Raw genomic sequence first — 23,319 nt, 5'->3', positions numbered from 1 at the left:
TCCCGCTTCGCCGCGGTCGGCCGGGGTGTCCCCCGGGCCTTCGGATCAGCGGACGGTCTCGCGGAGGTCCCACAGACGGCGCCAGGTGGCGGAGCCGTCTTCGGCGCGGCGGCGGACGGGGCCGTCCCAGTAGCCGAGGAGGCGGGCGTGGTCGGCGGCGTCGTCCTTGCGGACGACGCCGAGGAGGTGGCCGGGGACGAGGTCGAGGGGGTCGCCGGAGGAGAGGTAGGCGGTGGAGATGGCCAGGGAGGCGGCCACCTGGACGGCTTCGGCGGTGGACATGACGGTGCTGGGGCGCTCCACGTCCCAGCCTTCGGCGGAACGGCCGGAGCGCAGGTCGCGGAAGACGGTGACGAGGGTGTCCAGGACGGAGTCGTCGACGGAGAAGGGCGCGCCGGCGCGCTCCACGGCGGTGGTGGCCTGGCGGCGGATCAGCTCGGTCTCGGCGGCGGCGTCGGCGATCGGCGCGACGGTCTCGAAGTTGAAGCGGCGCTTGAGGGCGGCCGACATCTCCGAGACGCCGCGGTCGCGGAGGTTGGCGGTGGCGATGACGGTGAAACCGGAGGCCGCCGAGAGGGTCGCGTCGTCGGTGCCCGACAGTTCGGGGACGCTCAGCCGCCGGTCGGACAGGATCGACACCAGCGCGTCCTGCACCTCGGGGAGGCAGCGGGTGACCTCTTCGATGCGGGCGACGCGGCCGCTGCGCATCGCGGTGAGGACGGGCGAGGGCACGAGCGCCTGCGGGGTGGGGCCCTGGGCCAGCAGGAGCGCGTAGTTCCAGCCGTAGCGGAAGGCGTCCTCGGTGGTCCCGGCGGTGCCCTGGACGGTCAGGGCGCTGGTGCCGCAGACGGCGGCGGCGAGCAGTTCCGAGAGCATCGACTTGGCGGTGCCGGGTTCGCCGACGAGCAGCAGGCCGCGCTCTCCGGCGAGGGTCACCACGCACCGCTCGACGAGGGAGCGCTCCCCGACGAACTTGGGCGCCACGACGAGCCGGTCGGGCATGCCCTTCACCGGCGAGGGCAGGCGCAGGGGCTCGTCGCCGGAGCCGCAGACGAACGTGACGACGGCCTTCGGGGTCAGCGCCCAGCCGGGCGGGCGGGGTCCGGAGTCGTAGGCGGCCAGGAAGGCCAGCTCGTCGGCGTACCGCTCCTCTGCGGGGAGCACCTGGCGGGCGGGGGCTTCCGTCACCTGCGCGGTGGAGGTCATCGTGTCTTCCTTTCCTTGCACGGGTTCACGAGTTCATGGGGTTCACGAAAGTCGGATGAGGGTCTAGCGGCCCCGGCCCCGGCGGACCTGGAGTTCCGCGAAGCGCGGCCCGTCCTCCTCGCGGACGCGTCGCCAGGCTTTGCGGTACAGGTCGGCGACGGGTTCGGCGGGGACGACGACGCCGAAGGGCGTCTTCGCCTCCGGGGCGCCCGCCAGGGGGTAGAGCGGGAGCTTCCACTCCTCCAGCGGTGTTCTGGGGGCGGGGAAACCGATCCAGCCGCCGGGCAGGAACAGGGAACGTCCGGCCCGGGACCGCCGAGCCTCGACGACGAGATCCCTTTCCGCCAGCTCGGCACAGGCCGCCTTGAGCCGGTCGGGCTGCCAGCCCGTCCACCGCGCGGTGTTCTTGTCGGTGGGGTCGGGCATCGCCAGAAGCATCAGGTACACGGCCGCCGCATCCGAACCCAACCCGTACCGCGAAGCAGCCTCGGCAACGAGATCCGGCACGGAACGGGACGGATCCTGCGGCCACCACATGCCATCGGCGTCCCGCTCCCCCGCCACCGGATCACCCGGATCAGCGAGCAACGCCGCGAAACGCTCGTCCCGGGCCGTGCGCACCGCCGGTCCGAGCGCGGCGAGTCCGAGGAAATCGGGGCGTTCTTCCTGCAGAAGAGTCAGGTAGGAGTCGCTTCCGGGCTCGTCCAGCAGTGCCGGCCGGACGCCGGGGTAGGAGTACGTGCGGCCGGTGGCCATCACGACCGCGCCGTACCGCTCGTATCCGTCACCGGCTTCGGTGGGCGGGCCCGCCACCCTGCGGAACCCGTCGAGCTCGACACGATTTCCGAAATCGAACATCAGGTCGGGGTAGGCGAGCCTGGCGCGCACCGTTTCGAGGGTCTCGGGAAGCCGTTCGCGCAGCGGGTCCCCGGCCGGGAGCCGGTGGGCGAGCCAGGCCGTCATCGCGACGGCGCCGAAAAGCGTGTCCTGGGTGAAGCCGACCGTCTTCTCGTTCTCGGTGGAGACGTGGTCCCCTCGCACGATCCACTTCACGTCCCGGCTCAGCCGCGGCTCGGAGGCCGGATCGAGCACGGCGGACAGGCAGCGAGCGCCCTCCCAGCGGGTCCGCACCGCCTGGCACGCCTCGGTCATGAGCGCCACCGGCACCGTGAGCCGCTTGCCGACCTCGGTGTTCCACACCTTCGCCGCGGCGGCGACGTCGGGGCCGTCGGTCCACAGCCGGGCCGGATCGGCGGGCAGCAGGGCGCCGACCAGAGCCCGCCGGACGCTCGGCGTCAGCGCACGCAGCTCTTCCCGGGCGACGGCGGCGTCGGCGGCCTTCAGCCCGAGCGCGGTCCGCATCTTCGACGGCAGGAAGTTCCGTTCCTTCTTGTCGACCCATGGCAGCCCCGCGACCACCAGCCGGGCCGTCGCCTCGGTGACGCCGGTGAGCCGGGAGAACTCCGCCGCGGCCTCAGGCGACCACGGCACCGGTCCGCGCTCGGCGGCCGCGGCCAGGAACCCGTCCAGCGGGATGGTGTTCGCCGGTGGGACGAACGGTTCCGACGACAGAACCGTGTAGGGGTCGGGGACCTCGAACCGGCATGACGGGTCATAGAACATCGTGGTGAACCGACCCGTGTAGTCCGAACTGCGGGCGGAACCCACGACGGTCAGGAACGCGCCACCGTCCAGAGGAAGCAGACCGTTCCAGCTCCACGGCCCCTTCGTTTCCTGGAGGGCCGGACGGAGCGCCGTCGCGTCGAGATACAGGTTGAACAGGCGCCAGCGGGACACCTTTCCGTTCTCGTCGGGGACCAGGTCCAGCTTGTCGAGCAGCTTCAGCAGCGCCCGCAGCGCCTCCCGGTGCTCGGGATCGGTGATCTCCGACACCGCCCGGTAGGCCATGGCGGCCCGGCCTTCGGGCAGGGAACGCTCCCACAGTCGGCTCCCGGGTAGGTCGGGGCCGTCCAGGTGCAGGACAGGCCGTCCTTCGGGGGCCGGAACCTCGATCTTTCCCGCGGCGGCCTGCAGCATGATCCGCGTTCCCGCGAAGAACTCGGAGGCCTCGCCGTAGGCCGGCTGGTACCGCTCGCCGTCCAGGCCGCTGAGTGCCTCCCTGACCAGCCGCTCGCCCGGGGCGGACTTCTCCTCCGGTACAGGCTCCTCGGCGCGTGCCTCCTCCAGCCGCTTCGCCGTCTCGTCCAGTGACTTCTGCCGGGCGGCGGCGTGCCGTGCGACCCCGGCCACTCCGGCGATCAACGCCTCGTGGGTGAGGTCCGGCAGCAGCTCGCGGACGGCTTGGATCAGGTCGCCGTCGCCCATCGCGGCCTTGAGCAGGGACGTGGCCGTCTCCAGGTCGATCCGGCGCAGCGCCGCCGAGCCCCGGGGGTCGCGGGGGCTCAGGCAGTGCCAGTACCGCACCGGAGGCAGGAGCACGGTGCCCTCCGCGAACGCTCCCGGAGCCCCGTCCGTCCTCATGGAGGACGTGACGGCCCCGTCCGGGTCGACCAGTCCCAGCCTCTGGTAGCCCCTGCTCGCCACGGCGCGCGGCCTGTCGTCACCGGGCAGGAACAAGGCGCTGAGCGGCCGGTGCCCCTTGGGTGCCGTGACGGTGTTCCCGGCGAGGTCCTCGCCTCGGTAGGACTCGTCGGGCAGCCATACGACCCGCCAGCCGAGCAGGCCGTTCGAGGGGGTGCCGACCGGGGTGTCCCCGATGCCGGGGGCGGGCAGCAGCCAGCCAGCGGAGAAGACGCCGCCGGGCAGGTCGCGGGTGGCATCGGCGAAGAAGCCCGGCGTGCTCTCGCGTCCGCGTTCTCCGTTCACCGGGTCGTACTCGTGCCAGGCCCAGCCGGTCCCGGCCTCGGCTTTCGCCGTCCACACCCAGTACGACGTCCCGTCGGTGACGAGCTGCCGGCTCTCGGGCAGGACGGTGTCCTCCCGGCGCAGGGTCCCGGCGCCGGTGGCGAGGCCTCCGCCGGGCAGCGACAGGCCGACCTCGTCGGTCTCCTTGTACAGGGACATGGGTGTCGCCGGGGAGAAGTGGCCTTCCACGGGGTGGTGCCGGTCGGCGTCGGTGTGCCGGTAGCCGAGGAGTCCGCCGTCTCGCTGCCAGGACTTCCAGTGGACGAGCAGTTCCCCGTCCACGTGGTGGAAGCCCGGACCGCCGCGGACGTCGCCGTCGAGGACGCGCAGGTCGTGGGTGAGCACGGTGCCCTCGGCGCCGATCACCCTGGCCTGGGTCCGGCCGGCGACGATCAGGTGCGGCCAGGCGCCCGCGACGCGGATCTCGGCCACGGCCTCGGGACGGGCGAGGTCGGCGAGTGCCTCCTCCCACGCGGACCAGCCGAGCTCGTCGAGGATCCCGGCCCGCAGGGTCTGCCGCAGGGCCGGGGCCATGCCCGTGGTGACCGCCGCGCGCACCGCGTCCCCGGCCTGCGCCAGCACCTCGCCGGGCAGCCGGCCGAGGTGCTCCACCACGCCGGGAGCGTCCGGCAGGGCCGCGGCGGTCGTCCGGCGGGCGAGCTCGGCCACCCAGCCGGCCAGCAGCGGGCGTCCGCCCGGCGAGGCGAGCAGGACGCGCAGGGCGTGCCGGCCCGCCTCGTCGTCGGGCAGCCTGTCGGCGTTCCGGTGGAAGTCGTGGCGGAAGCGCGGGTCGGCCGCCAGCGCCAGCAGATCGCGCCGGTCTTCCCCCCGGGCCCAGTCGGTCAGGGGCTGCCGGGTGTCCCAGCCCGGACCGGTCACCGGTACGTCCAGGGCGAGCATCAGGTCCAGCAGGTCCAGCAGGTGGGGGACCTCGAAGCTCGCGCCGCTCGCTGCGAGCTCGGACCGCAGCCGGTCCGCCATGCGCTCGACCAGCGGGAGCAGCGCGGGCGGACGGTCTCTGCGCCACCGCGTGTTCCAGAAGTCCAGGAAGCGCTGCAGCCAGCCCGCGCTGCCGTCCTTCGGCCGTGCCTCCTCGGGCGCGCCGTCGGGGTCGCAGAGCACGGTGAAGGCGCCGGCCGCCTCCAGGATCTGCAGCCACAGTTCCGGCATGTTCCGGTCTTCGGGCGACGGCATCATGTTCAGCAGCGTTCCGAGGACCTCCGGCTGCCGCTCGGCCAGGGAGGACAGGGCCGAACGGTGTGCCTTCCACCAGCCCAGGGCCGCCTGTTCCGTCACCGGGAAGGCGAGCAGTCCGGTGAGGTAGGCGTGTTCGACGGCTCGAACGTTCTCGCCCGCCGCCTTGGCCAGGCGCCTCAGGTCTGCCGCCACCTGCGACGACGGCGCCATCCCGCCCGCCGTGCGGCGCAGGCACAGCCGGGTGAAGCGGCGCAGCGCCTCGTCTGCGGGCACGCGGGCGGCCAGCCCCTTGGCGTATCCGGAGATGACCTTCACCGGCAGCGCCCCGGCGAGCATGAACTCCAGGAAGACGGCGTCGAGCCGCTCCTCGTCGATCGGCAGTCCGTGCTCGGCTTCGGCGGCACGGGCGCGGGCGAACATCTGGACCGCGTAGACGGTGTTCTCGATCGCGAGGAACTCCCGGGCGACCCGCTCGTAGAAGGTCGGCAGCAGGTGCGGGACCGAGGACTCCAGACGCCCGCCCAGCTCCCGGAAGGCGTCCAGCGCCGCTTTCGGCTTGGTCTTCGCACGCTGCGCGATGCGCTCCAGCTCGGGCACGACGTCCAGGGCATGGTGGCCGTCCTCGGGGTGGTGCACCAGCACCCACTCCGGGAAACCCAGCGAACCGCGCCGGCCGAGACCGACTTCTCTGGGCTCGCCGAGGCGTTCCATGCCCAGGAACTCCGCGGCACGGTCCTCCCCCGCACCCAGCTCGACGGCCACCAGCCGCACCACCACCCGGTCGCCGAGGACCTGGTGCCGGTACTTCCGGGCGGCCAGCGGCACCGCCTGCTCCCCCGCGCCTTCGGTGCCGAGCGGGAGGACGGCGCCCGCCGCCAGCAGTCCGGAAGCATCACCCATGCACGCTCTCCCTCTCTTCTCTCCGTGGACCGGCCCGCACGCCACGCACTCGGCGGCGACACGGTCCGGAAGGCGCCGAAAACGCGGGAGGCCTGTCCGGCCCTCACCGCAGCGGTGATCACGAACCTAGTGGGCCCCACCGACAAATCAGCCGAAAAACAGAAATCCCTGCCCCTGTTCGCTGGAGAAACGTGCAACCCCGCGGACCGGCTTCTCGGCCTGACCGGGCGGAACGCCTCCGCGCCGAGGCTCACGGTGAACAGGCGCCGGCAGTCCGTGCGCGTCGTTCACGGGCCCTCAGCTCTCCCCGGTCCGGCCCGCGTACAGGGCGGCCGCCATGCGCATGCCCTCCGACCAGGCCACCGCGTCGATCTCGTCGAACGGCAGGTGATGCCCTTCCGGGTCCCGCCAGCCCAGGCCGCCGGTCTCGCATTCGTCCTCACGGTGCGGTTCACCGACCCACACCGCGGCCTGGACCATCCGGCCGCCGCCGTCGCGGAGGCGGTGGATGACGTAACCGCCCGAGACCCGGTAGCCGAGGGACTCGGCGCGGGAGACGAGGGCGAAGCGCGAGCGGTACCTCCCTCCGGCGAACTCGCTCGTGGCATCGGACCGCGAGCGCGGATCCGACGGCTTGTTCCAGGTCGCCCGGTAGATCTGCTCGACCTTCTGGGTCACCCCCAGCTCGGCGGCGAACTCCCGCAGCCCGTCCAGGTCGGGCAGCAGCACCGGATGCGGGAACACCACCGTCTCGGCGGACGACCGCACCGTCTCGCCGTCCAGGTTCACCACTCCCAGTTCCCCCGACTCCGACACGTCCCGCAGGAAGCCCGTCGTCTCCGGGTCGCCGCCGACCACCACGAGGTCGCGCAGCGCCGCCCGCCACGCCTCGTCCTCCCATACCTGGCCCAGCACCGCGGACGGCACGGGCAGCGCCGAGACCATCCACGCGTCGACCTGCGCGGCGCACTCCGCGGTGTGCCGGTCCAGCCACTCGGCGAACCGCCGCAGCCGCTCCACCTCGGCATGGTCGCGCAGCGCCTTCGGCAGCGTCTTCAGCCGCCTCCCCGCCGATCTCCCCGACGTGGAGCGCGCCACGACGCGCCCCTCCGCCAGGGAGATCTCGTATCCCTCACCCGCCGCCGACCAACCCACCGGGCCGCACCTCCAGAAGTCCGCTGCCCGGAGGCCGCACGCCGAAGGACGATGCGTTCCGGGAATGGCGAAGAACGCGGGAGCCCTCCCGGGCCGCACCGCGACGATGATCACGAACCTAGCGGGCCACCACGACAAACCAGTCGAAAACCCCGAAAACAACCCAGGTAGCCGCGAGAGAAACCCCTTCACGGGCGCGGCGCCCGCCGACGGGAATCGGCGGGCGCCGCGGAGGGATCCCCGCCGCTCTCTCGGATCAGCGGCGTCGGCCTCGGCGGATCTCCAGGTTCGCGAAGCGCGGCACGTCGTCCTCGACGATGCGCTGCCACGCCCTGCGGTACAGGTCCGCCACGGGCTCGGCGGGGACGAGGACGCCGAGCAGCGCCTTGGGCTCCGCGCCGCCGACCAGGTCGTACAGCGGGAGCTTCCACTCCTCCTGCGGCAGGTGGGGGGCGCGCAGCGCGTTCCAGCCGCCGGGCAGGAACAGGGAGCGGCCCGCACGGGGGCGGCGGGCCTCGACGACGAGGTCCGTGGCCGCCAGCTCCGCGCGGGCCGCCTTGAGGCGAACCGGCTTCCATCCCGTCCACCGGGCCGTGTCGCGGTCGGTGGGATCGGGCATCGCCAGCAGCATCAGGTACACCGCGGCCGCGTCCCGGCCCAGGCCGTACCGCTCCGCCGCCTCGGTGACGAGGTCGGGCACCGAACGGGACGGGTCCTGCGGCCACCAGGTGCCGTCTGCGTCCCGCTCCCCCGCCGCCGGGTCGCCCGGGTCGGCCAGCAGCGCGGCGAAACGCTCCTCCCGTACGAAGCGCAGCGCCGTCTCCACTCTGGTGGGTTCGGCGCCCTCGCGCAGCGCGGGCAGGTACGGATCCTCTCCCGCCGCGTCGAGCAGTGCCGTCTTGATCGCGGGGTAAGGCAGGTTGTCGGAGGTCGCCATGACGACGGCCCCGTACCTCTCGTACCCGTCCCCCGCCTCGGTGGCACTGCCCGCCAGCTTGCGGAAGCTCGGAAGATTGACGTACCGGTCGAGGCGAAGCAGCAGGTCGGGGTTGGCGAGCCGCTCGCGGACCGCCGCGAGCGCCGCGGGGAGTCTGCCGCGCAGCGGGTCCCCGGCGGGGAGCCGGTGGGCGAGCCAGGCGGACGCCGCGACGGCTCCGACGAGGATCGTCGAGGTGAACCCCTTCTCGCCCTTGATCTCGGGGACGACGCCGTCGCCCCGCACCGTCCACTTCAGGTCCCGGGTCAGCTCGGGCGCGGACGCCGGGTCGAACAGGGCGGGCAGCGCCAGGCCGGCGGGCCAGCCGCCGCGCATCACCTTGACCGCCTCGGCCATGAGCGCCTCGGGCACCGGCACCCGCCGGCCGAACCTGGCGTTCCACACCTCCGCCGCCGCGGCCGCGTCGGGACCGCCGGTCCACAGCCGGGACGGGTCGGCGGGCACGAGCGCGCCGACGAGGGCGCACCTGAAGTCCTGGTCCAGCCTGCTGAGTTCGTCCTTGGCCAGGGCGGCGTCGGCGACCTTCACCTTGAGCACGGACCGCACCTCGGCCGACAGGAAGTTCCGCTCCCAATACTCGATCCCGGGCAGACCCGCGACGACCAGCTTCGCCATAGTGACGGTGACGCCGGTCAGCCGGGCGAACTCCTCGGCCGCCTCGGGGAACCAGGGGACGGGACCGCGCGCGGCGGCCTCGGCCAGCAGACCGTCCGGGGAGAAGCCGTCCTCCGGCGCGGTGAGCGGCTCGGACGAGAGCACCTGGTAGGTGGAGGGGGCCTCGAATCGACCTGCCGGGTCGTAGAAGAGCGCCGGGAACTCGCATGCCCCCGTGTTCTGCTGGTGTGCGAAGTCCACCACGGCCAGGAACGCACCGCCTTCCAGCGGGAGGAGCGCCCTTCGGTGGCCTTCCTTCCCGTCCTCGGTCTGGAGCGCGGACATCTCCAGGCGGAGCCGGAGCACGCGCCATCGGGCCCGCGTCTCGTCGTCGCCGGTCATGCCCAGCTCGCCGAACGCCTTCAGCAGCGTGCTCAGTACGTCCCTGTCCTCGACCGGGGTGAACGCCGACACCGCACGGTAGGACATCGCCGCACGGATGGAGAGCAGGTCTTCGGCCCGAAGGGTGGTGTAGGGCAGCACGATTCCCTCTATGTGGGTCTCGCACTTCTTGTCGGCATACCGTCCGGCCTTGGCACGGCGCATGAGCTCGATCGAGGTGAAGAAGGCGGGCCCCCCGCCGCTGGTGCGCCGACCCCGCAGAACGCCGTTGAGCGCGCCCCGGATCGCCATGTCGCCCGGTCCCTCGAACCTCTCCACCGCCACGGGGGGAGCGAGCGCGTCGTCCAGTCTCCGCCCGATCCCCTCCAGGGCCGCCTGCCGGTGGGCGGCGAACCGCGCGACCGCGCCGACCTCCGCGGCCAGGCCCTCGTGGGTGATCTCCGGAATCAGCGCGCGGACGAGCTCGGAGAGCTCGCCTTCGCCCTGGACCGCCTTCATCAACGCGGCCGCGGTCTCCTCGTCGATCCGGCGCAGCGCCTCCGAGCCCCGCGGGTCGCGGGGGCGCATGCCGTGCCAGTACTGCGGCGACGGCAGCGGCGCGGTGACCCGTCCGGCCTTCCCGTCCGTCCTGGCGGAGGCGGTGACGACGCCGTCGGGGTCGATCAGCTCCACCTCGTAGACGTTCCGCGTCAGGGCGCGGGGCCTGTCGTCCCCCGGCAGGAACATCACGCCCGCCGGACGGGAGCCCGCCGGAGTCGTGACGGTGTTCCCCGCGAGGTCCTCGCCGCGGTACGAGCCGTCGGGCAGCCGCGTGACCCGCCAGCCGTCCGTCCCGCCCACCGGGACGCCGTCCGGTCCGGCCTTGCCGGAGACGGCGGGCAGCAGCGTGCCGCTCACGAAGGCGCTCCCCTCGGGAAGGCCCCGGGTCGCGTCGGTGAAGAAGGCGGGCTCGCTCCGCCGCCCGGTCTCTCCGCTCTCCGGGTCGTACTCGTGCCAGGCGTGGCCGTCGCCGTTCTCCATGGGGTGCCACACCCAGTACGACGTGCCGTCGCCGATGACGCGGCGGAATGAGGGCAGCACGGTGTCCCCCCGGTGCAGCACTCCCGCACCGGTGGTGCGCCCGCCTCCGGGAAGCTGCAGGCTGCGGATGTCGTGCCGGTACCAGCCAAGGCGTACGCCTTGGCTGATGACGCCCGTCATCGGCTGCTGCCGGTCGGCCGCGGTGTGCCAGTAGCCGAGCAGCCCGCCGTTCCGCTGCCGGGACGTCCAGTAGACGAGCAGTTCCCCGTCCACGTAGTGGAAGCACGGGCCGTTGACCGCGTCCCCGGCGGGGACGCGCAGGTCGTGGACGAGGACGGTGCCCTCGGCGCCGATCACCCTGACCTGGGTGTTCCCGGCGACGATCAGGTACGGCCAGGCGTCGGTGACGCGCAGCTGGTAGGGCTTGTCACCGCCCAGGGAGGCCAGCGCCTCCTCCCAGGCGGGCCAGCCCAGCTCGTCGAAGAGCCCCGCCCGCAGGCTCCGGACGAGGACCGGGGCCAGGTCGGTGGCCGCGACCGCGCGCACCTCCTTCTCCGCGAGCGCCAGCACGGTGCCGGGCAGCCGCTCCAGCCGTCCCAGCTGCTCGGGAAGCCTGGGCAGGCTCGGCACGATCGTCTCGCGGGCGACCGTCGTCATCCACTCGGTGAGTATCGGGCGTCCGCCGGGGGAGGCGAGCAGTCTCCCGAAGGCATGCGCGCCGCCGTGACGGTTGATCAACGCATCGAGGCTGCGGCGGAAGGAGCCGTGGAAGCGGTGATCGGCGGCGAGCGCCAGCAGGTCCCGCTGCCCGTCGGTCCTGGACCAGTCGGCCAGTTCCAGGGAGTGGCCGTACGGCGGATCGGCCACCGGTACGCCCAGAGAGAGCAGCAGGTCCAGCAGGTCGACCTGCCTGAAGGCGGGCAGCCCTTCGCCGATGGCGGCGAGTTCGGCCTTCAACCGGTCCGCCATGCGCTCGACCAGCGGATACAGGGCGGGCAGGTGAGCGCCTCTCCGCCTCCTCACCAGGAACGCGTGCATCCGCTTCAGCCAGCCGACGCTGCCGTCCTCCGACCGCGCCGCCTCGGGCGCGCTGTCGGGGTCGCAGAGTGCGGCGATGGCACCGGCCTCCTCCAGGATCTCCAGCCACATGACGGGCATCTCGCCGCTGTGCTCGGGGTCGTCCGGGATCAGGCTCAGCAGCTTTCCGCGGATCTCGGGACGCTCGCGAGCCAGGGAGACCAGCGCTTGACGGTGCGTCTTCCACCAGCCCGCGGCGGCACGAATGGTCGTGGGCAGGGACAGCACCTCAACGAGATAGGCGTGTTCGACCTCCTGCACGTCCCCGCTCGCGGCCTTGGCGAGCCGCCTCAGGTCGGTGGCCATCCGCGCCGACGGCGGCACTCCGCCCGCGGTCCGCCGCACGCACAGGCGGATGAAGCGGCGCAGTGCCTCGTCTGCGGGCACCCGCTCGGACAGCGCGGCGGCGTAGGCTGAGAGCGTCTTGACCTGGAGGGCTCCGGCGAGCGCGAACTCCAGGAAGACCGCGTCCAGCCGATCCTCGTCGATCGGCAGCCCGTGCTCGGTCTCCGCGCTGCGGGCGCGGGTGAACATCTGCGCGGCGTAGGTGGGGTTCTCGACCGCGAGGAACTCCCGCGCCACCCGCTCGTAGAAGGTCGGCAGCAGGTGCGGCACCGACGACGCCAACTTGGCGGCCAGCTCCTGGAACGCCACCAGTGCCGCCTTCGGCTTGGACTTGGCCCGCCGGGCGATGCGCTCCAACTCCGGTACGAGGGCCAGCGCGTGATGCCCGTCCTCGGGGTGATGCACCAGCACCCACTCGGGAAAGCCCAGAGCAGCCCGCTTCCCGACGCCGACGACCTCCGGTTCGGCCGAGATCTCCAGACCGAGGAACCCGGTGGCGAGATCCTCGCCCTCCCCGAGCTCTGCGGCCACCAGCCGCACCACCACGCGATCGTCCAAGGCCGGATGCCGGTACGTCCGCGCGGTCAGCGGAACGGCGTCCTCGCCGCCGCCCTCGGTGCCGGGCGGCAGCACGGCGCCCGCCTCCAGCAGGCCTTCAACGTCATTCATGCGCCCTCTCCCCTTTCGACCGTCCGGTCCGTCCTCCCGCGGCGAATGATCACGAACCTAGTGGGCGTTGCCGACAAAACAATCAAAAACCTGCAATCAGCCCGACTATGAAAAAGCGCGGCCGAGACAGGCGGAAGCCCGTCTCGGCCGCGCTCGCGGATCAGCCTCGCCGACGGCGGACCTCCAGGGCCGCGAAGCGGGGCACGTCGTCCTCCACGATGCGCTGCCACGCCCTGCGATACAGGTCCGCGGCAGGCTCGAAGGGCACGACGACACCCAACGAAGGCCGCTGCGCCCCGGCCGGCACACCGTAGAGCGAAAGCTTCCACTCCTCCAACGGCAGACAGGGCGTCTTCAACTCACTCCAAGCGCCCGGAAGGAACAGGGAACGGCTCGCCCGGGAGCGACGCGCCTCCACCACCAGATCCGTCGCAGCCAACTCCGCACGGGCCGCCTTGACCCGGGCAGGCTTCCAGCCCGTCCACCTCGCAGTGTTCTTGTCCGTGGGATCCGGCATGACCAACAACATCAGATAGACCGTCGCCGCATCCGCACCGAGCCCGAACCGCCCCGCGGCCTCGGCGACGAGATCCGGCACAGAACGAGACGGATCCTGCGGCCACCACACGCCGTCGGCGTCCCGCTCCCCCGCGGCCGGATCACCCGGGTCCGCCAGGAGCTCCGCGAAACGGCCGTCCCGTACGAGGCGGAGTGCCGTCTCCACACCGGTGGGTTCGAACTCCTCCCGCAGCAGGGGCAGGTACAGGTCCTGACCCTGCTCGTCGAGCAGCGCCGTCCTGATCGCGGGGTAGGGAAGGTCGTCGGCGGTGGCCATGATCAACGCCCCGTACCGCTCGTACCCCTCCCGCACCTCGGTGGCGGTGCCCGCCGCCCTGCGGAAGTCCGGGAGGTCGACGTACTGGTCGAGGTGGAGCAGCAGGTCGGGGTTGGCGAGCCGGTCGCGGACCGCCGCGAGCGCCGCGGGGAGCCTGCCGCGCAGCGGGTCCCCGGCGGGAAGGCGGTGGGCGAGCCAGGCGGACGCCGCGACGGCTCCGATGAGGACCGTCGAGGTGAACCCCTTCTCACTCCAGCTCTCGGGGACGGCGCGGTCATCGTCCACCGTCCACTTCAGGTCCCGGGTCAGCTCGGGCGCGGACGCCGGGTCGAACAGGGCGGGCAGCGCCTCACCGGCGGGCCAGCCGCCGCGCATCACCTTGACCGCCTCGGCCATAAGGGCTTCGGGGACCGCCGTACGCCTGCCGAACTCGGCGTTCCACACCTTCGCCGCCGCGGCCGCGTCGGGACCGTCGGTCCACAGCCGGGACGGGTCGGCGGGCACGAGCGCGCCGACGAGGGCGCGCCTGAACGCCGTGTCCAGTCTGCTGAGGCCGTCCTTGGCCACGGCAGCTTCGGCGACCTTCACCTTGAGCACGGACCGCACCTCGGCGGACAGGAAGTTCCGCTCCCAGTGCTCGATCCCGGGCAGACCCGCGACGATCAGCTTCGCCGTAGTGACGGTGACGCCGGTCAGCCGGGCGAACTCCTCGGCCGCCTCGGGGAACCAGGGGACGGGCCCGCGCGCGGCGGCCTCGGCCAGCAGACCGTCCGGGGAGAAGCCGTCCTCCGGCGCGGTGAGCGGCTCGGACGAGACCACCCGGTAGGAGGTGGGCACCTCGAACCGGCCCGCCGGGTCGTGAAAGAGCACGGGGAATTCGACGCCCGCGTTGACGTGGTCGTAGTCCACGAAGGCCAGGAACGCACCGTCTTCCAGCGGGAGCAGTGCCCTCCGGCGGTTCTTCTTCTGCTTCCAGTGGAGGGAGTTGGTTCCTGTCTGGTCCATGTGCAGCTTGAGCAGCCGCCACCGGGACCGCGTCTCGGCGTCGCCGGTCATGCCCAGTTCGCCGAAAGCCCTCAGTAGTGAGCCGAGCACCGCCCTGTCCTCGGGCGGGGTGAGTGCCGATACCGCGCGGTAGGACATCGCCGCACGGATGGAGAGCAGAAACTCCATTCGCAGGGGCGTGTGGGGGAGCCTGATCCCGTCCAGGTGGGTTTCGCACTGCTCGCCGTCGTACCGTCCGTCCCGGGCGCGGCGCATGTGCTCGATCAAGGTGAAGAGAACGGGATTGTCACCGCCGAAGCCCTCTCCTTCGTCGATGCCGTTGAGCGCGTGCCGGATGGCCGAGTCGTACGGTCCTTCGAACTTCTCCACCGGCTTGGGGGGAAGGGAAGTCCTCTTCAGCTTCCGTCCGATCCTGTCGAGGGTCTGCTGCCGGTCGGCGGCGGTCCGCACGACCGCGCCGATCTCCTTGATCAGGCTCTCGTGGGTGAGCTCCGGGATCAGGGTGCGGACGGCGTCGGCCGGCTCCGCCCCCTCCCGGACCGCCTTGAGCAGTGCGGCCGCGGTGTCTCCGCCGATGCGGCGCAGGGCCTGTGAGCCCCGCGGGTCACGGGGGCGCATGGCGTGCCAGTACTGCACCGGCGGCAGGAGCGCGGTGGCCCGGCCGGCCGGGCCGTCCGTCCTCGTGGAGGCGGTGACGACGTCGTCGGGGTCGACCAGTTCCAGTTGGAAGGAGCCCTGCACCAGCGCGCGGGGTCTTTCGTCCCCCGGCAGGAACACCACGCCCACCGGGCGGAAGGATCCCCGAGTGGTGACGGCGTTGCCGGCGAGGTCTTCACCGCGGTACGAGCCGTCGGGCAGCCGCACCACCCGCCAGCCGTCCGCCCCGCCCACCGGGATCCCGTCCGGCCCTGCCTTCTCGGCGACGGCGGGGAGCAGCCTGCCGCTCTCGAAGGTGCTTCCCTCGGGAAGGCCGCGGATCGCGTCGGTGAAGAAGGCGGGCATGCTCTGCCGCCCGGTCTCCCCGCTCACCGGGTCGTATTCGTGCCAGGCGCTTTCACCGTCCGCGAACCGCAGCACCCAGTACGACGTGCCGTCGCCGATGACGCGCCCGGCCTCGGGCAGCACGGTGTCCCCCTGGTGCAGCACTCCCGCGCCGGTGGTGCGGCCGCCTCCGGGGAGCGGCAGGTTGTAGAACCCGTCCTGGTCCCAGGGCATGCGGGCACTGCGGCCGACGGCGCCCCTCATCGGCTGCCGCCGGTCGGCCGAGGTGTGCCAGTACCCGAGCCATTCGCCGTTCCGCTGCCGGGACGACCACTGGACGAGCAGTTCGCCGTCCACGTAGTGGAAGCACGGTCTGTCGAGTATCTCCCCGGCGGGGACGCGCAGGTCGTGGACCAGGACGGTGCCCTCGGCGCCGATCACCCTGGCCTGGTGCCGGTTGGAGACGATCAGGTGCGGCCAGGCGTCGGCGATGCGCAGCCTGGACGGCTTGCCGCCCAGCTGTGCCAGCGCCTCCTCCCAGGCGGGCCAGCCCAGTTCGTCGAAGAGCCCGCCCCGCAGGTTCCGGGCGAGGATCGAGGCGAGGTCGGTCGTCGCCACCTCGCGCACCTCCTTCTCGGCGAGCGCCAGCACCTCGTCGGGCAGCCGCTCCAACCGTTCCAGCGGCCCGGCGAGTCGGGACAGGCTCGGCCTGACCGTCTCGCGGGCGACCTTCGCCATCCAGTCGGTGAGCACCGGGCGGCCGCCGGGTGAGGCGATCAGCTTCTGGAAGACCTGCGCGCCGCGGCCGGTGTTCAACCTTCCGATGCCGCGGTGGAAGGAGACACGGAAGCGGTCGTCGGCGGCGAGCGCCAGCAGGTCCCGCTGCTCCGGAGCCCCGGCCCAGTCCTCCAGCCTCAGCGAGTGGCCGCGCGACGGATCGGCCACCGGTATGCCCAAGGCGAGCAGCAGATCCAGCAGGTCGACCTGCTGGAAGGCGGGCAGTCCTTCACCGTCGGCGGCGAGTTCGGCCTTCAACCGGTCCGCCATGCGCTCGACCAGCGGGTACAGAGCGGGCAGGCAGGCATTCTGCTGCGCTTTCCTCACGAACTCGTGGAACCGCTTCAGCCAGCCGACGCTGCCGTCCTCCGGCCATGCGGCTTCGGGCACGCTGCCGGGATCACAGAGCGCGACGGTGGCACCGGACTCCTCCAGGATCTCCAACCACAGAGCGGGCATCTCGCCGTCGCGTTCGGTGTCTTCCGGGATCAGGTTCAGCAGCTTCCCGCAGATCTCCGGGCGTTCCCGGGCCAAGGAAAGCAGCGCCTGGCGGTGCGCCTTCCACCAGCCTCCGACGGCGTGCGCGGTCGCGGGCAGGTCCAACATCTCGGCGAGGTAGTCGTGTTCGACGGTCTTCGCGTCCGCACTCGCGGCCTTGGCGAGCCGCCTCAGGTCGGTGGCCATCCGCGCCGACGGCGGCACCCCACCCGCCGTACGCCGCACGCACAACCGGGTGAAGCGGCGCAGCGCCTCATCGGCGGGCACGCGCTCGGCCAAGCCGGCGGCGTAGGCGGAGAGCGTCTTGACCTGGAGGGCTCCAGCGAGCGTGAACTCCAGGAAGACCGCGTCCAGCCGATCCTCGTCGATCGACAGCCCGTGCTCGGCCTCGGCGGTACGGGCGCGAGTGAACATCTGCGCGGCGTAGGTGGGGTTCTCGACCGCGAGGAACTCCCGCGCCACCCGCTCGTAGAAGGTCGGCAGCAGGTGCGGCACCGACGACGCCAACTTGGCGGCCAGCTCCTGGAACGCCGTCAGCGCCGCCTTCGGCTTGGACCTCGCGCGCCGGGCGATGCGCTCCAGTTCGGGCACGACGGCCAGCGCGTGATGCCCGTCCTCGGGGTGGTGCGCCAGCACCCACTCGGGGAAGCCCAGCGCGGTGCGCGGCCCCAGGGCGACGGTCTCGGGCTCGCCGAAGCCCTCCAGACCCAGGAACCGGGCGGCCAGGTCCGCGCCCTCGATCTGCTCGGCGGGCACCAGCCGCACCACCACCCGGCCGGCCAGGGCGGGGTGCCGGTAGCCGCGGGCGGCCAGCGGCGCCAGCCGCTCCCCCGCGCCTTCGGTGCCCAGCGGAAGAACGGCGCCCCTCGGCAGCTCAGCCATGTCGTTCATGATCGTGAATCTAGTGGGCGGCTCTGACAAATCACCCGAAAACCGAGACGTGCCCGCCGGGGGATCCCCGGCGGGCACGCGTGGAGCGGCGGTCTCGCTCAGCGGCGCCGGCCCTTGCGGACCTCCAGGGCCGCGAAGCGGGGCACGTCGTCCTCCACGATGCGCTGCCACGCCCTGCGATACAGGTCCGCGACAGGCTCGAAGGGAACAACGACACCCAACGAAGGCCGCTGCGCCCCGGCCGGCACACCGTAGAGCGAAAGCTTCCACTCCTCCAACGGCAGACAGGGCGTCTTCAACTCACTCCAAGCACCCGGAAGGAACAAGGAACGACTCGCCCGGGAGCGACGCGCCTCCACCACCAGATCCGTCGCGGCCAGCTCGGCACGGGCCGCCTTGATCCGGGCCGGTTTCCAGCCCGTCCACCTCGCGGTGTTCTTGTCGGTGGGATCCGGCATGACCAACAACATCAGATAGACCGTCGCCGCATCCGCGCCGAGCCCGAACCGCTCCGCGGCCTCGGCGACGAGATCCGGCACGGAACGGGACGGATCCTGCGGCCACCACGTGCCGTCGGCGTCCCTCTCCCCCGCGGCCGGATCGCCCGGGTCCGCCAGGAGCTCCGCGAAACGGCCGTCCAGGGCGGTGCGCCAGGGGAGTTCCAGAGCCCCCAGTTCGGGGAGGTCGGCGCGCAGCACGGCCAGGTAGGGGTCCGAGCCGGTCTCGTCCAGCAGGGCCGTCCGGACGGCGGGGTAGGGCAGGCTGTCGTGGGTGGCCATGACGACCGCGCCGTACCGCTCGTACCCCTCCCCGACCTCGGTGGGGGCGCCCGCCACCTTGCGGAACCTGGAGATGTCGACGTACCGGTCGGCGCCGAGCATCAGGTCGGGGTTGGCGAGCCTGGCCCGCACCGCCGCGAGGGCGGCCGGAAGGCGGTCGCGCAGCGGGTCCCCGCCGGGGAGGCTGTGGGCGAGCCAGGCCGTCAGCGCGACGGCGGTACGGAGGGTCGCCGCGGTGAAACCCGCGGTCTTCCCCTCCGGCACGACCTTGTCCCCCCGCACGACCCACTTGAGGTCCTGGCTCAGCTGCGGTTCGGAGGCCGGGTCGAGCAGGGCGGGCAGCGCCGCGATGGAGTCCCAGCCGGTGCGCACCGTCTTGGCCGCCTCGGTCAGGAGCGCCTCGGGCACCGCCACCCGCCGGCCGAACTCGGCGTTCCACACCTTCGCCGCCGCGGCCGTGTCGGGACCGTCGGTCCACAGGCGGGCCGGGTCGGCGGGCAGCAGCGCGCCGATCAGCGCCTGCCGGATCCGGATGCCCAACCCCCTGAGCTGGTCCTTGGCGAAGGCGGCCTCGGCGACCTTGACGTCGAGCACGGACCGCAGCTCGGGCGCCAGGAAGTTGCGCTCCCAGCTGTCGACCGACGGCAGGCCGGCGAGCACCAGCTTGGCCGTGGTCGGGGTGACACCGGTGAGCCGGGAGAACTCCTCGGCCGCCTCGGGGAACCACGGCGCCGGACCGCGTTCGGCGGCCTCGGCCAGGAACCCGTCCTGCGGGACGGTGCGCTCCGGGTCGATGACCGGGCCGGACGAGCCCACCGTGTAGGGCTCCGGGACCTCGAACCTGCCCGCCGGGTCGTGGAACAGCGCCGTGAACTCTCCGCCCTTGTCCGACAGGGAGCAGTCCAGGAAGGCCAGGAAGGCGCCGCCTTCCAGCGGGAGCAGCCTCCTCCAGTGGCGCGTCCGCCACGAGCCGTCGGGGTGGCTGATCAGCTCCTTCTCCAGCCGCAGCACGAACCGGCGCCAGCGGTCGGGCCGCCGCCCGTCCGTGACCAGGCCCAGCTCGCCGAGCGCCGTCAGCAGTTCCCGCAGCGCCTCCCGCTGCTCGGGGGCGCTGTACCCCGTCACCGCACGGTAGACCGCGGCGGCGTGACTTTCGAGCAGCCTGTGCAGGTGCAGGGAGGACTCAGGGAACTTCGGTCCGTCCAGATGGAGGCGCGGACGTTCGGACGGATCGGCGAAGGCGTCGTCCGCCGTGGCCCGCGCCATGGTCTGGAGCACGCCGAAGAGGGCGGGGGCCTCGTCGTCGCGGTTCTGGTTCCGGTCGAGGCCCAGGCCGTCGAGCACCGCCTTGAGCAGCCGGTCGGCGGGGCCGGTCGCGACCTCCTCCTGGACGGGCTCCGAAGCAAGAGCCGCCTCGAGGCGCTTCGCGGCCCTGTCCAGGACCTTCTGCTGTTCGGCGGTGTATTTCACGACCCCGGCCACCCCGGCGATCAGCGCCTCGTGCGTGACCTCCGGCAGCAGTGCCCGGATCGCCCCGGCCAGCTCCTCGGCGGCGGCGGCCGCGGCCTCGGCCTCCCTGGCCGGGTTCTCGCCGATGGCCGCGGCCGCCTTGATCAGGGCCGAGACGGTCTCGTGGTCGATACCGCGCAGCACCTCCGAACCACGGGGGTCGCGAGGCCGCAGAAAGTGCCAGTACCGCGCCGGAGGCAGGAGCGGGGTGCCCTCCGCGAACACCCCGGGGGCGTGGTCGGTCTGCGCGAAGGCGGTGACGACGCCGTCCTGGTCGGCCAGCTCGACCTGGTAGGAGCGGGTCAGCACGGCCAGGGGCCGGTCGCTGCCGGGCATGAACAGGCCGCTGAACGGAATGACGCCCTTCGGTGTCGTCATGCCGTTCCCGGCGAGGTCCTCCGAGCGCAGGGAGCCGTCGGGCAGTTCCACGACCCGCCAGCCGAACAGCCCGTCCGCGGGGGTGCCCGTGGGGGTGGTCCCGGCCCCGGGGGCGGGCAGCAGCCAGCCGGAGGAGAAGGAGGAGCCCGGTACCGCCCGTACTCCGTCGGTGAAGAAGCCCGGCAGGCTCTCTCGGCCGTGCTCGCCGCTCGCCGGGTCGTACTCGTGCCAGCCGGATCCGGATCCTTCTTCTTTCCGGGCGGTCCACACCCAGTACGACGTCCCGTCGGTGGCGACCGGCCGGAACCAGGGCATCACCGTGTCGCCGCGGTGCACCGTTCCGGCGCCGGTGGTGTGGCCGCCGCCGGGCAGCGGCAGGCTGATCTCCTGGTCGTTCTGGTACCAGTACATGCTCTTCGCCTTGGGCAGGTGGCCCTCCACGGGCCGCGGCTGACCGGCTTCGGTGTGCCAGTACCCGACGCGCTTCCCGCCGTACTGCGAGGAGTACCAGTGGACGAACAGCTCCCCGTCCACGTAACGGAAGCCGACCGAGTCGCCGCCGTTGTCGGAGGCGGGAATGCGCAGGTCGTGGACGAGCACCGGACCCTCGGGGCCGATCACCCGGACCTGCACGGGGCCTGCGACGATGAGGTACGGCCAGGCGTCGGCGACGAGGATCTTGTTGGTCTTATCGGCCTGGACGAGTTCGGCGAGGCACTCCTCCCAGGCGGGCCAGTGCAGCTCGTCGAAGAGCCCGGCTCGCAGGGTGCGGGCCAGGACCGGTGCCAGGCTCGAGGTGATCGCCGTGCGCGCCGCCTCCTCGTCCAGCGCCAGTACCTCTCCGGGCAGCCAGCCGAGCCTGTTCAGCGCGGCGGGCAGGCCCGGCAGCCCCGTGGCGGTCGACCGGCGGGCGACCTCGCCGACCCACTCCACCAGCAGGGGCCGTCCGCCCGGCGAGGCCATCAGGGCGCTCATCGCCCGCCGGCCGTGTTCGTCGTTCGAGAAGGCGTCGGCGCCGCTGTGGAAGGCCCGGCGGAACCTTCCGTCGGCCTCCAGGGCGAGCAGGTCACGCCGCTCCTCGAGCCTGGCCCAGTCGTTCAGATCCAGCTGGTGGCGCTCGGTGGGGTCGGCCACCGGGACACCCAGGGCGAGCAGCAGGTCCAGCAGGTCGACGTGCCGGGGGATCTCGAAACCCTCGCCGCGGGCGGTGAGCTCGGCTCGCAGCCGGTCCGCCATGCGCTCCACCAGCGGGAGCAGCCCGGGCGGACGGGGTTTGTGCCATCCCGACCCCCACATCTGCAGGAAACGCTTCAACCAGCCCGCGCTGCCGTCCTGCGGCCGTGCCTCCCGGGGCGTCCCGTCAGGTGCGGAGAGCGCCTCGGTGGCCCCGGACTCCTCGAGGATCTCCAGCCACAGGGACGAGAAGTCCTGGTCGTCGTTGACCGGGAACATGTTCAGCAGCGTCCCGCACGCCTCCGGCCGCTGCGCGGCCAGGGAGATCAGGGCCGCCCGGTGCGACTTCCACCAGCCCGCGGCGGCGCGCACGGTCGCCGGGAGGGCGAGCAGCTCGGTGAGGTAGGCGTGTTCGACGGCCACGGAGTCCTCGCCTGCCGCCTTGGCCAGGCGCCGCAGCTCCACGGCCATCTGCGCCGACGGCGGCAGCCCGCTCGCGGTACGCCGCACGCACAGCCGCGTGAAACGGCGCAGAGCCTCCTCGGCGGAGACCCGGGCGGCCAGCTCCTTGGCGTATCCGGAGAGGACCTTCACCGGCAGCGCACCGGCGAGCGCGAACTCCAGGAAGACCGCGTCGTGCCGCTCGTCGTCGATCGGCAGCCCGTGCTCGGCCTCGGCCTTGCGGGCGTGGGTGAACATCTGCGTGGCGTAGACGACGTTCTCGATGCCGAGGAAGGTACGGGCGGCCCGCTCGTAGAAGGTCGGCAGCAGGTGCGGTACCGAGGAGGCCAGGCGCCGGGCCAGCTCGTGGAAGCCGTCCAGCGCGGCCTTCGGCTTGTTCTTCGCGCGCTGGTCGATCTTCTTCATCTCGGGCATGACGGCCAGGGCGTGGTGGCCGTCCTCGGGGTGGTGGACCAGCACCCATTCGGGGAAGCCCAGCGCGGTGCGCCGGCCGAATCCGACCTCCACGGGCTCGCTGATCCGTTCCAGGCCGAGGAAACCGGAGGCCTGGTCCTCGCCCTGCCCGAGGTCGGCGGCCGTCAGCCGCACCACCACGCGGTCGTCCAGGGCCGGGTGCCGGTAGGTGCGGGCGGTCAGCAGGACCGCCGACTCCCCCGCGTCCACCGTGCCGAGCGGGAGGACGGCACCGGCGGCCAGCAGTTCGGAGGCGTCGCTCATCTGCCCTCGGTCCCTTCCACGATCCGGCCGGCGTACAGCGCCGCGCCCATCCGCATCCCCTCCGACCAGGCCACGGGACCCACCTCCCGCAGCTTCAGCGCCTTGCCGTCCTTGTCGTTCCAGGTCAGGGAGCCGGTCTCGTTCTCGCCGTCCCAGTACGGTTCACCGATCCACAACGAGGCCTCGAGCGTCCGGCCGCCGTCCCGCACCCCGCAGGTGGCGTAGCCGCCGGACACGCGGTAGCCGCAGGACTCGGCGCGGGCCGTCAGCGCGAACCGCGAGGCGAACCTCCCGCCGGAGAACTCGTTCACGGAGGTGGCCTTCGGGGCCAGTTCCGCCTCGGCGGGCTTGATCCAGGTGGCGCGGTAGATCTGCTCGACCTTCTGGGTCACCTCGAGTTCGGCGGCGAACTCGCGCAGGTCCTCCAGGTCGGGCAGCAGCACCGGGTGCGGGAACGTCACCGTCTCGGCGGACATCCGCACCGTCTCCCCGTCCAGGTTCACCACCCGCAGTTCCCCGGACTCCGAGACGTCCCGCAGGAAGCCGGGCTCGTCCGGGTCGTCGCCGACCACGATGAGGTCGCGCAGCGCCACCTGCCAGGCGTCGTCGGGCCACACCCGGCCGAGCAGCCCGGTGGGCACCGGCAGCGACGAGATCATCCACGCGTCGACCTGCGCGACGCACGCGGCGGCGTGCTGGCCGAGCCATTCGGCGAACTGGCGCAGCCGCTCCACCTCGGGGTGGTCGCGCAGCGCCTTCGGCAGCGTCTTCAGCTGCCTTCCGCCCGCGCGGGCCGACCGCGCCACCACCTTGCCGTCCACCAGGGCGATCTCGTATCCCTCGCCCGCTGACAACCAGCCCACCGGGGCTCCACCTCCAGATGTAGA

At 72.6% G+C, this 23,319-nt stretch carries 7 protein-coding genes; all 7 read right to left on the bottom strand.

What is annotated here, in order from left to right; genetic code table 11:
- Positions 1–45: 45 nt before the first annotated feature.
- Positions 46–1,206: an ATP-binding protein gene (locus C2865_RS20610; protein ID WP_106400171.1), complete on the bottom strand. Its 1,161-nt coding sequence runs from the start codon at positions 1,204–1,206 to the stop codon at positions 46–48.
- 63 nt (positions 1,207–1,269) lie between these two features.
- Positions 1,270–6,168 carry a DNA-binding protein gene (locus C2865_RS20605; protein ID WP_106400170.1) on the bottom strand — a complete coding sequence of 1,633 codons (4,899 nt, stop codon included), beginning with the start codon at positions 6,166–6,168 and terminating at the stop codon, positions 1,270–1,272.
- A gap of 297 nt (positions 6,169–6,465) precedes the next feature.
- The gene (locus C2865_RS20600) at positions 6,466–7,323 is read right to left on the bottom strand and encodes a DUF4132 domain-containing protein (RefSeq protein ID WP_106400169.1); all 858 of its coding nucleotides are present in this window, start codon (positions 7,321–7,323) and stop codon (positions 6,466–6,468) included.
- Between the two features lie 256 nt (positions 7,324–7,579).
- The gene (locus tag C2865_RS20595) at positions 7,580–12,427 is read right to left on the bottom strand and encodes a DNA-binding protein (RefSeq protein WP_106400168.1); all 4,848 of its coding nucleotides are present in this window, start codon (positions 12,425–12,427) and stop codon (positions 7,580–7,582) included.
- A gap of 160 nt (positions 12,428–12,587) precedes the next feature.
- Positions 12,588–17,414 (bottom strand): DNA-binding protein, encoded by a 4,827-nt coding sequence (locus C2865_RS20590; RefSeq protein ID WP_106400167.1) that lies wholly within the window; start codon positions 17,412–17,414, stop codon positions 12,588–12,590.
- 98 nt (positions 17,415–17,512) lie between these two features.
- Positions 17,513–22,432: a DNA-binding protein gene (locus tag C2865_RS20585; protein ID WP_106400166.1), complete on the bottom strand. Its 4,920-nt coding sequence runs from the start codon at positions 22,430–22,432 to the stop codon at positions 17,513–17,515.
- Complete coding sequence (locus C2865_RS20580) at positions 22,429–23,295, bottom strand: DUF4132 domain-containing protein (RefSeq protein WP_106400165.1); 867 nt, start codon at positions 23,293–23,295, stop codon at positions 22,429–22,431. The genes C2865_RS20585 and C2865_RS20580 overlap by 4 nt, the downstream gene beginning before the upstream one ends.
- Positions 23,296–23,319 lie beyond the last annotated feature (24 nt).

It is taken from the genome of Actinocorallia populi, assembly GCF_002995495.1.
Classification (GTDB): Bacteria; Actinomycetota; Actinomycetes; order Streptosporangiales; family Streptosporangiaceae; genus Actinocorallia; species Actinocorallia populi.
Note: the sequence above shows the minus strand (reverse complement) of the source record. Positions and strands in the feature narration are given on the sequence as shown.

Bases quoted from the DNA above. Each gene is read 5' to 3' on its own strand.
- C2865_RS20590 (WP_106400167.1), bottom strand. From the start codon at position 17,414: ATGAACGACATGGCTGAGCTGCCGAGGGGCGCCGTTCTTCCGCTGGGC.
- C2865_RS20585 (WP_106400166.1), bottom strand. From the start codon at position 22,432: ATGAGCGACGCCTCCGAACTGCTGGCCGCCGGTGCCGTCCTCCCGCTC.
- C2865_RS20595 (WP_106400168.1), bottom strand. From the start codon at position 12,427: ATGAATGACGTTGAAGGCCTGCTGGAGGCGGGCGCCGTGCTGCCGCCC.
- C2865_RS20605 (WP_106400170.1), bottom strand. From the start codon at position 6,168: ATGGGTGATGCTTCCGGACTGCTGGCGGCGGGCGCCGTCCTCCCGCTC.
- C2865_RS20610 (WP_106400171.1), bottom strand. From the start codon at position 1,206: ATGACCTCCACCGCGCAGGTGACGGAAGCCCCCGCCCGCCAGGTGCTC.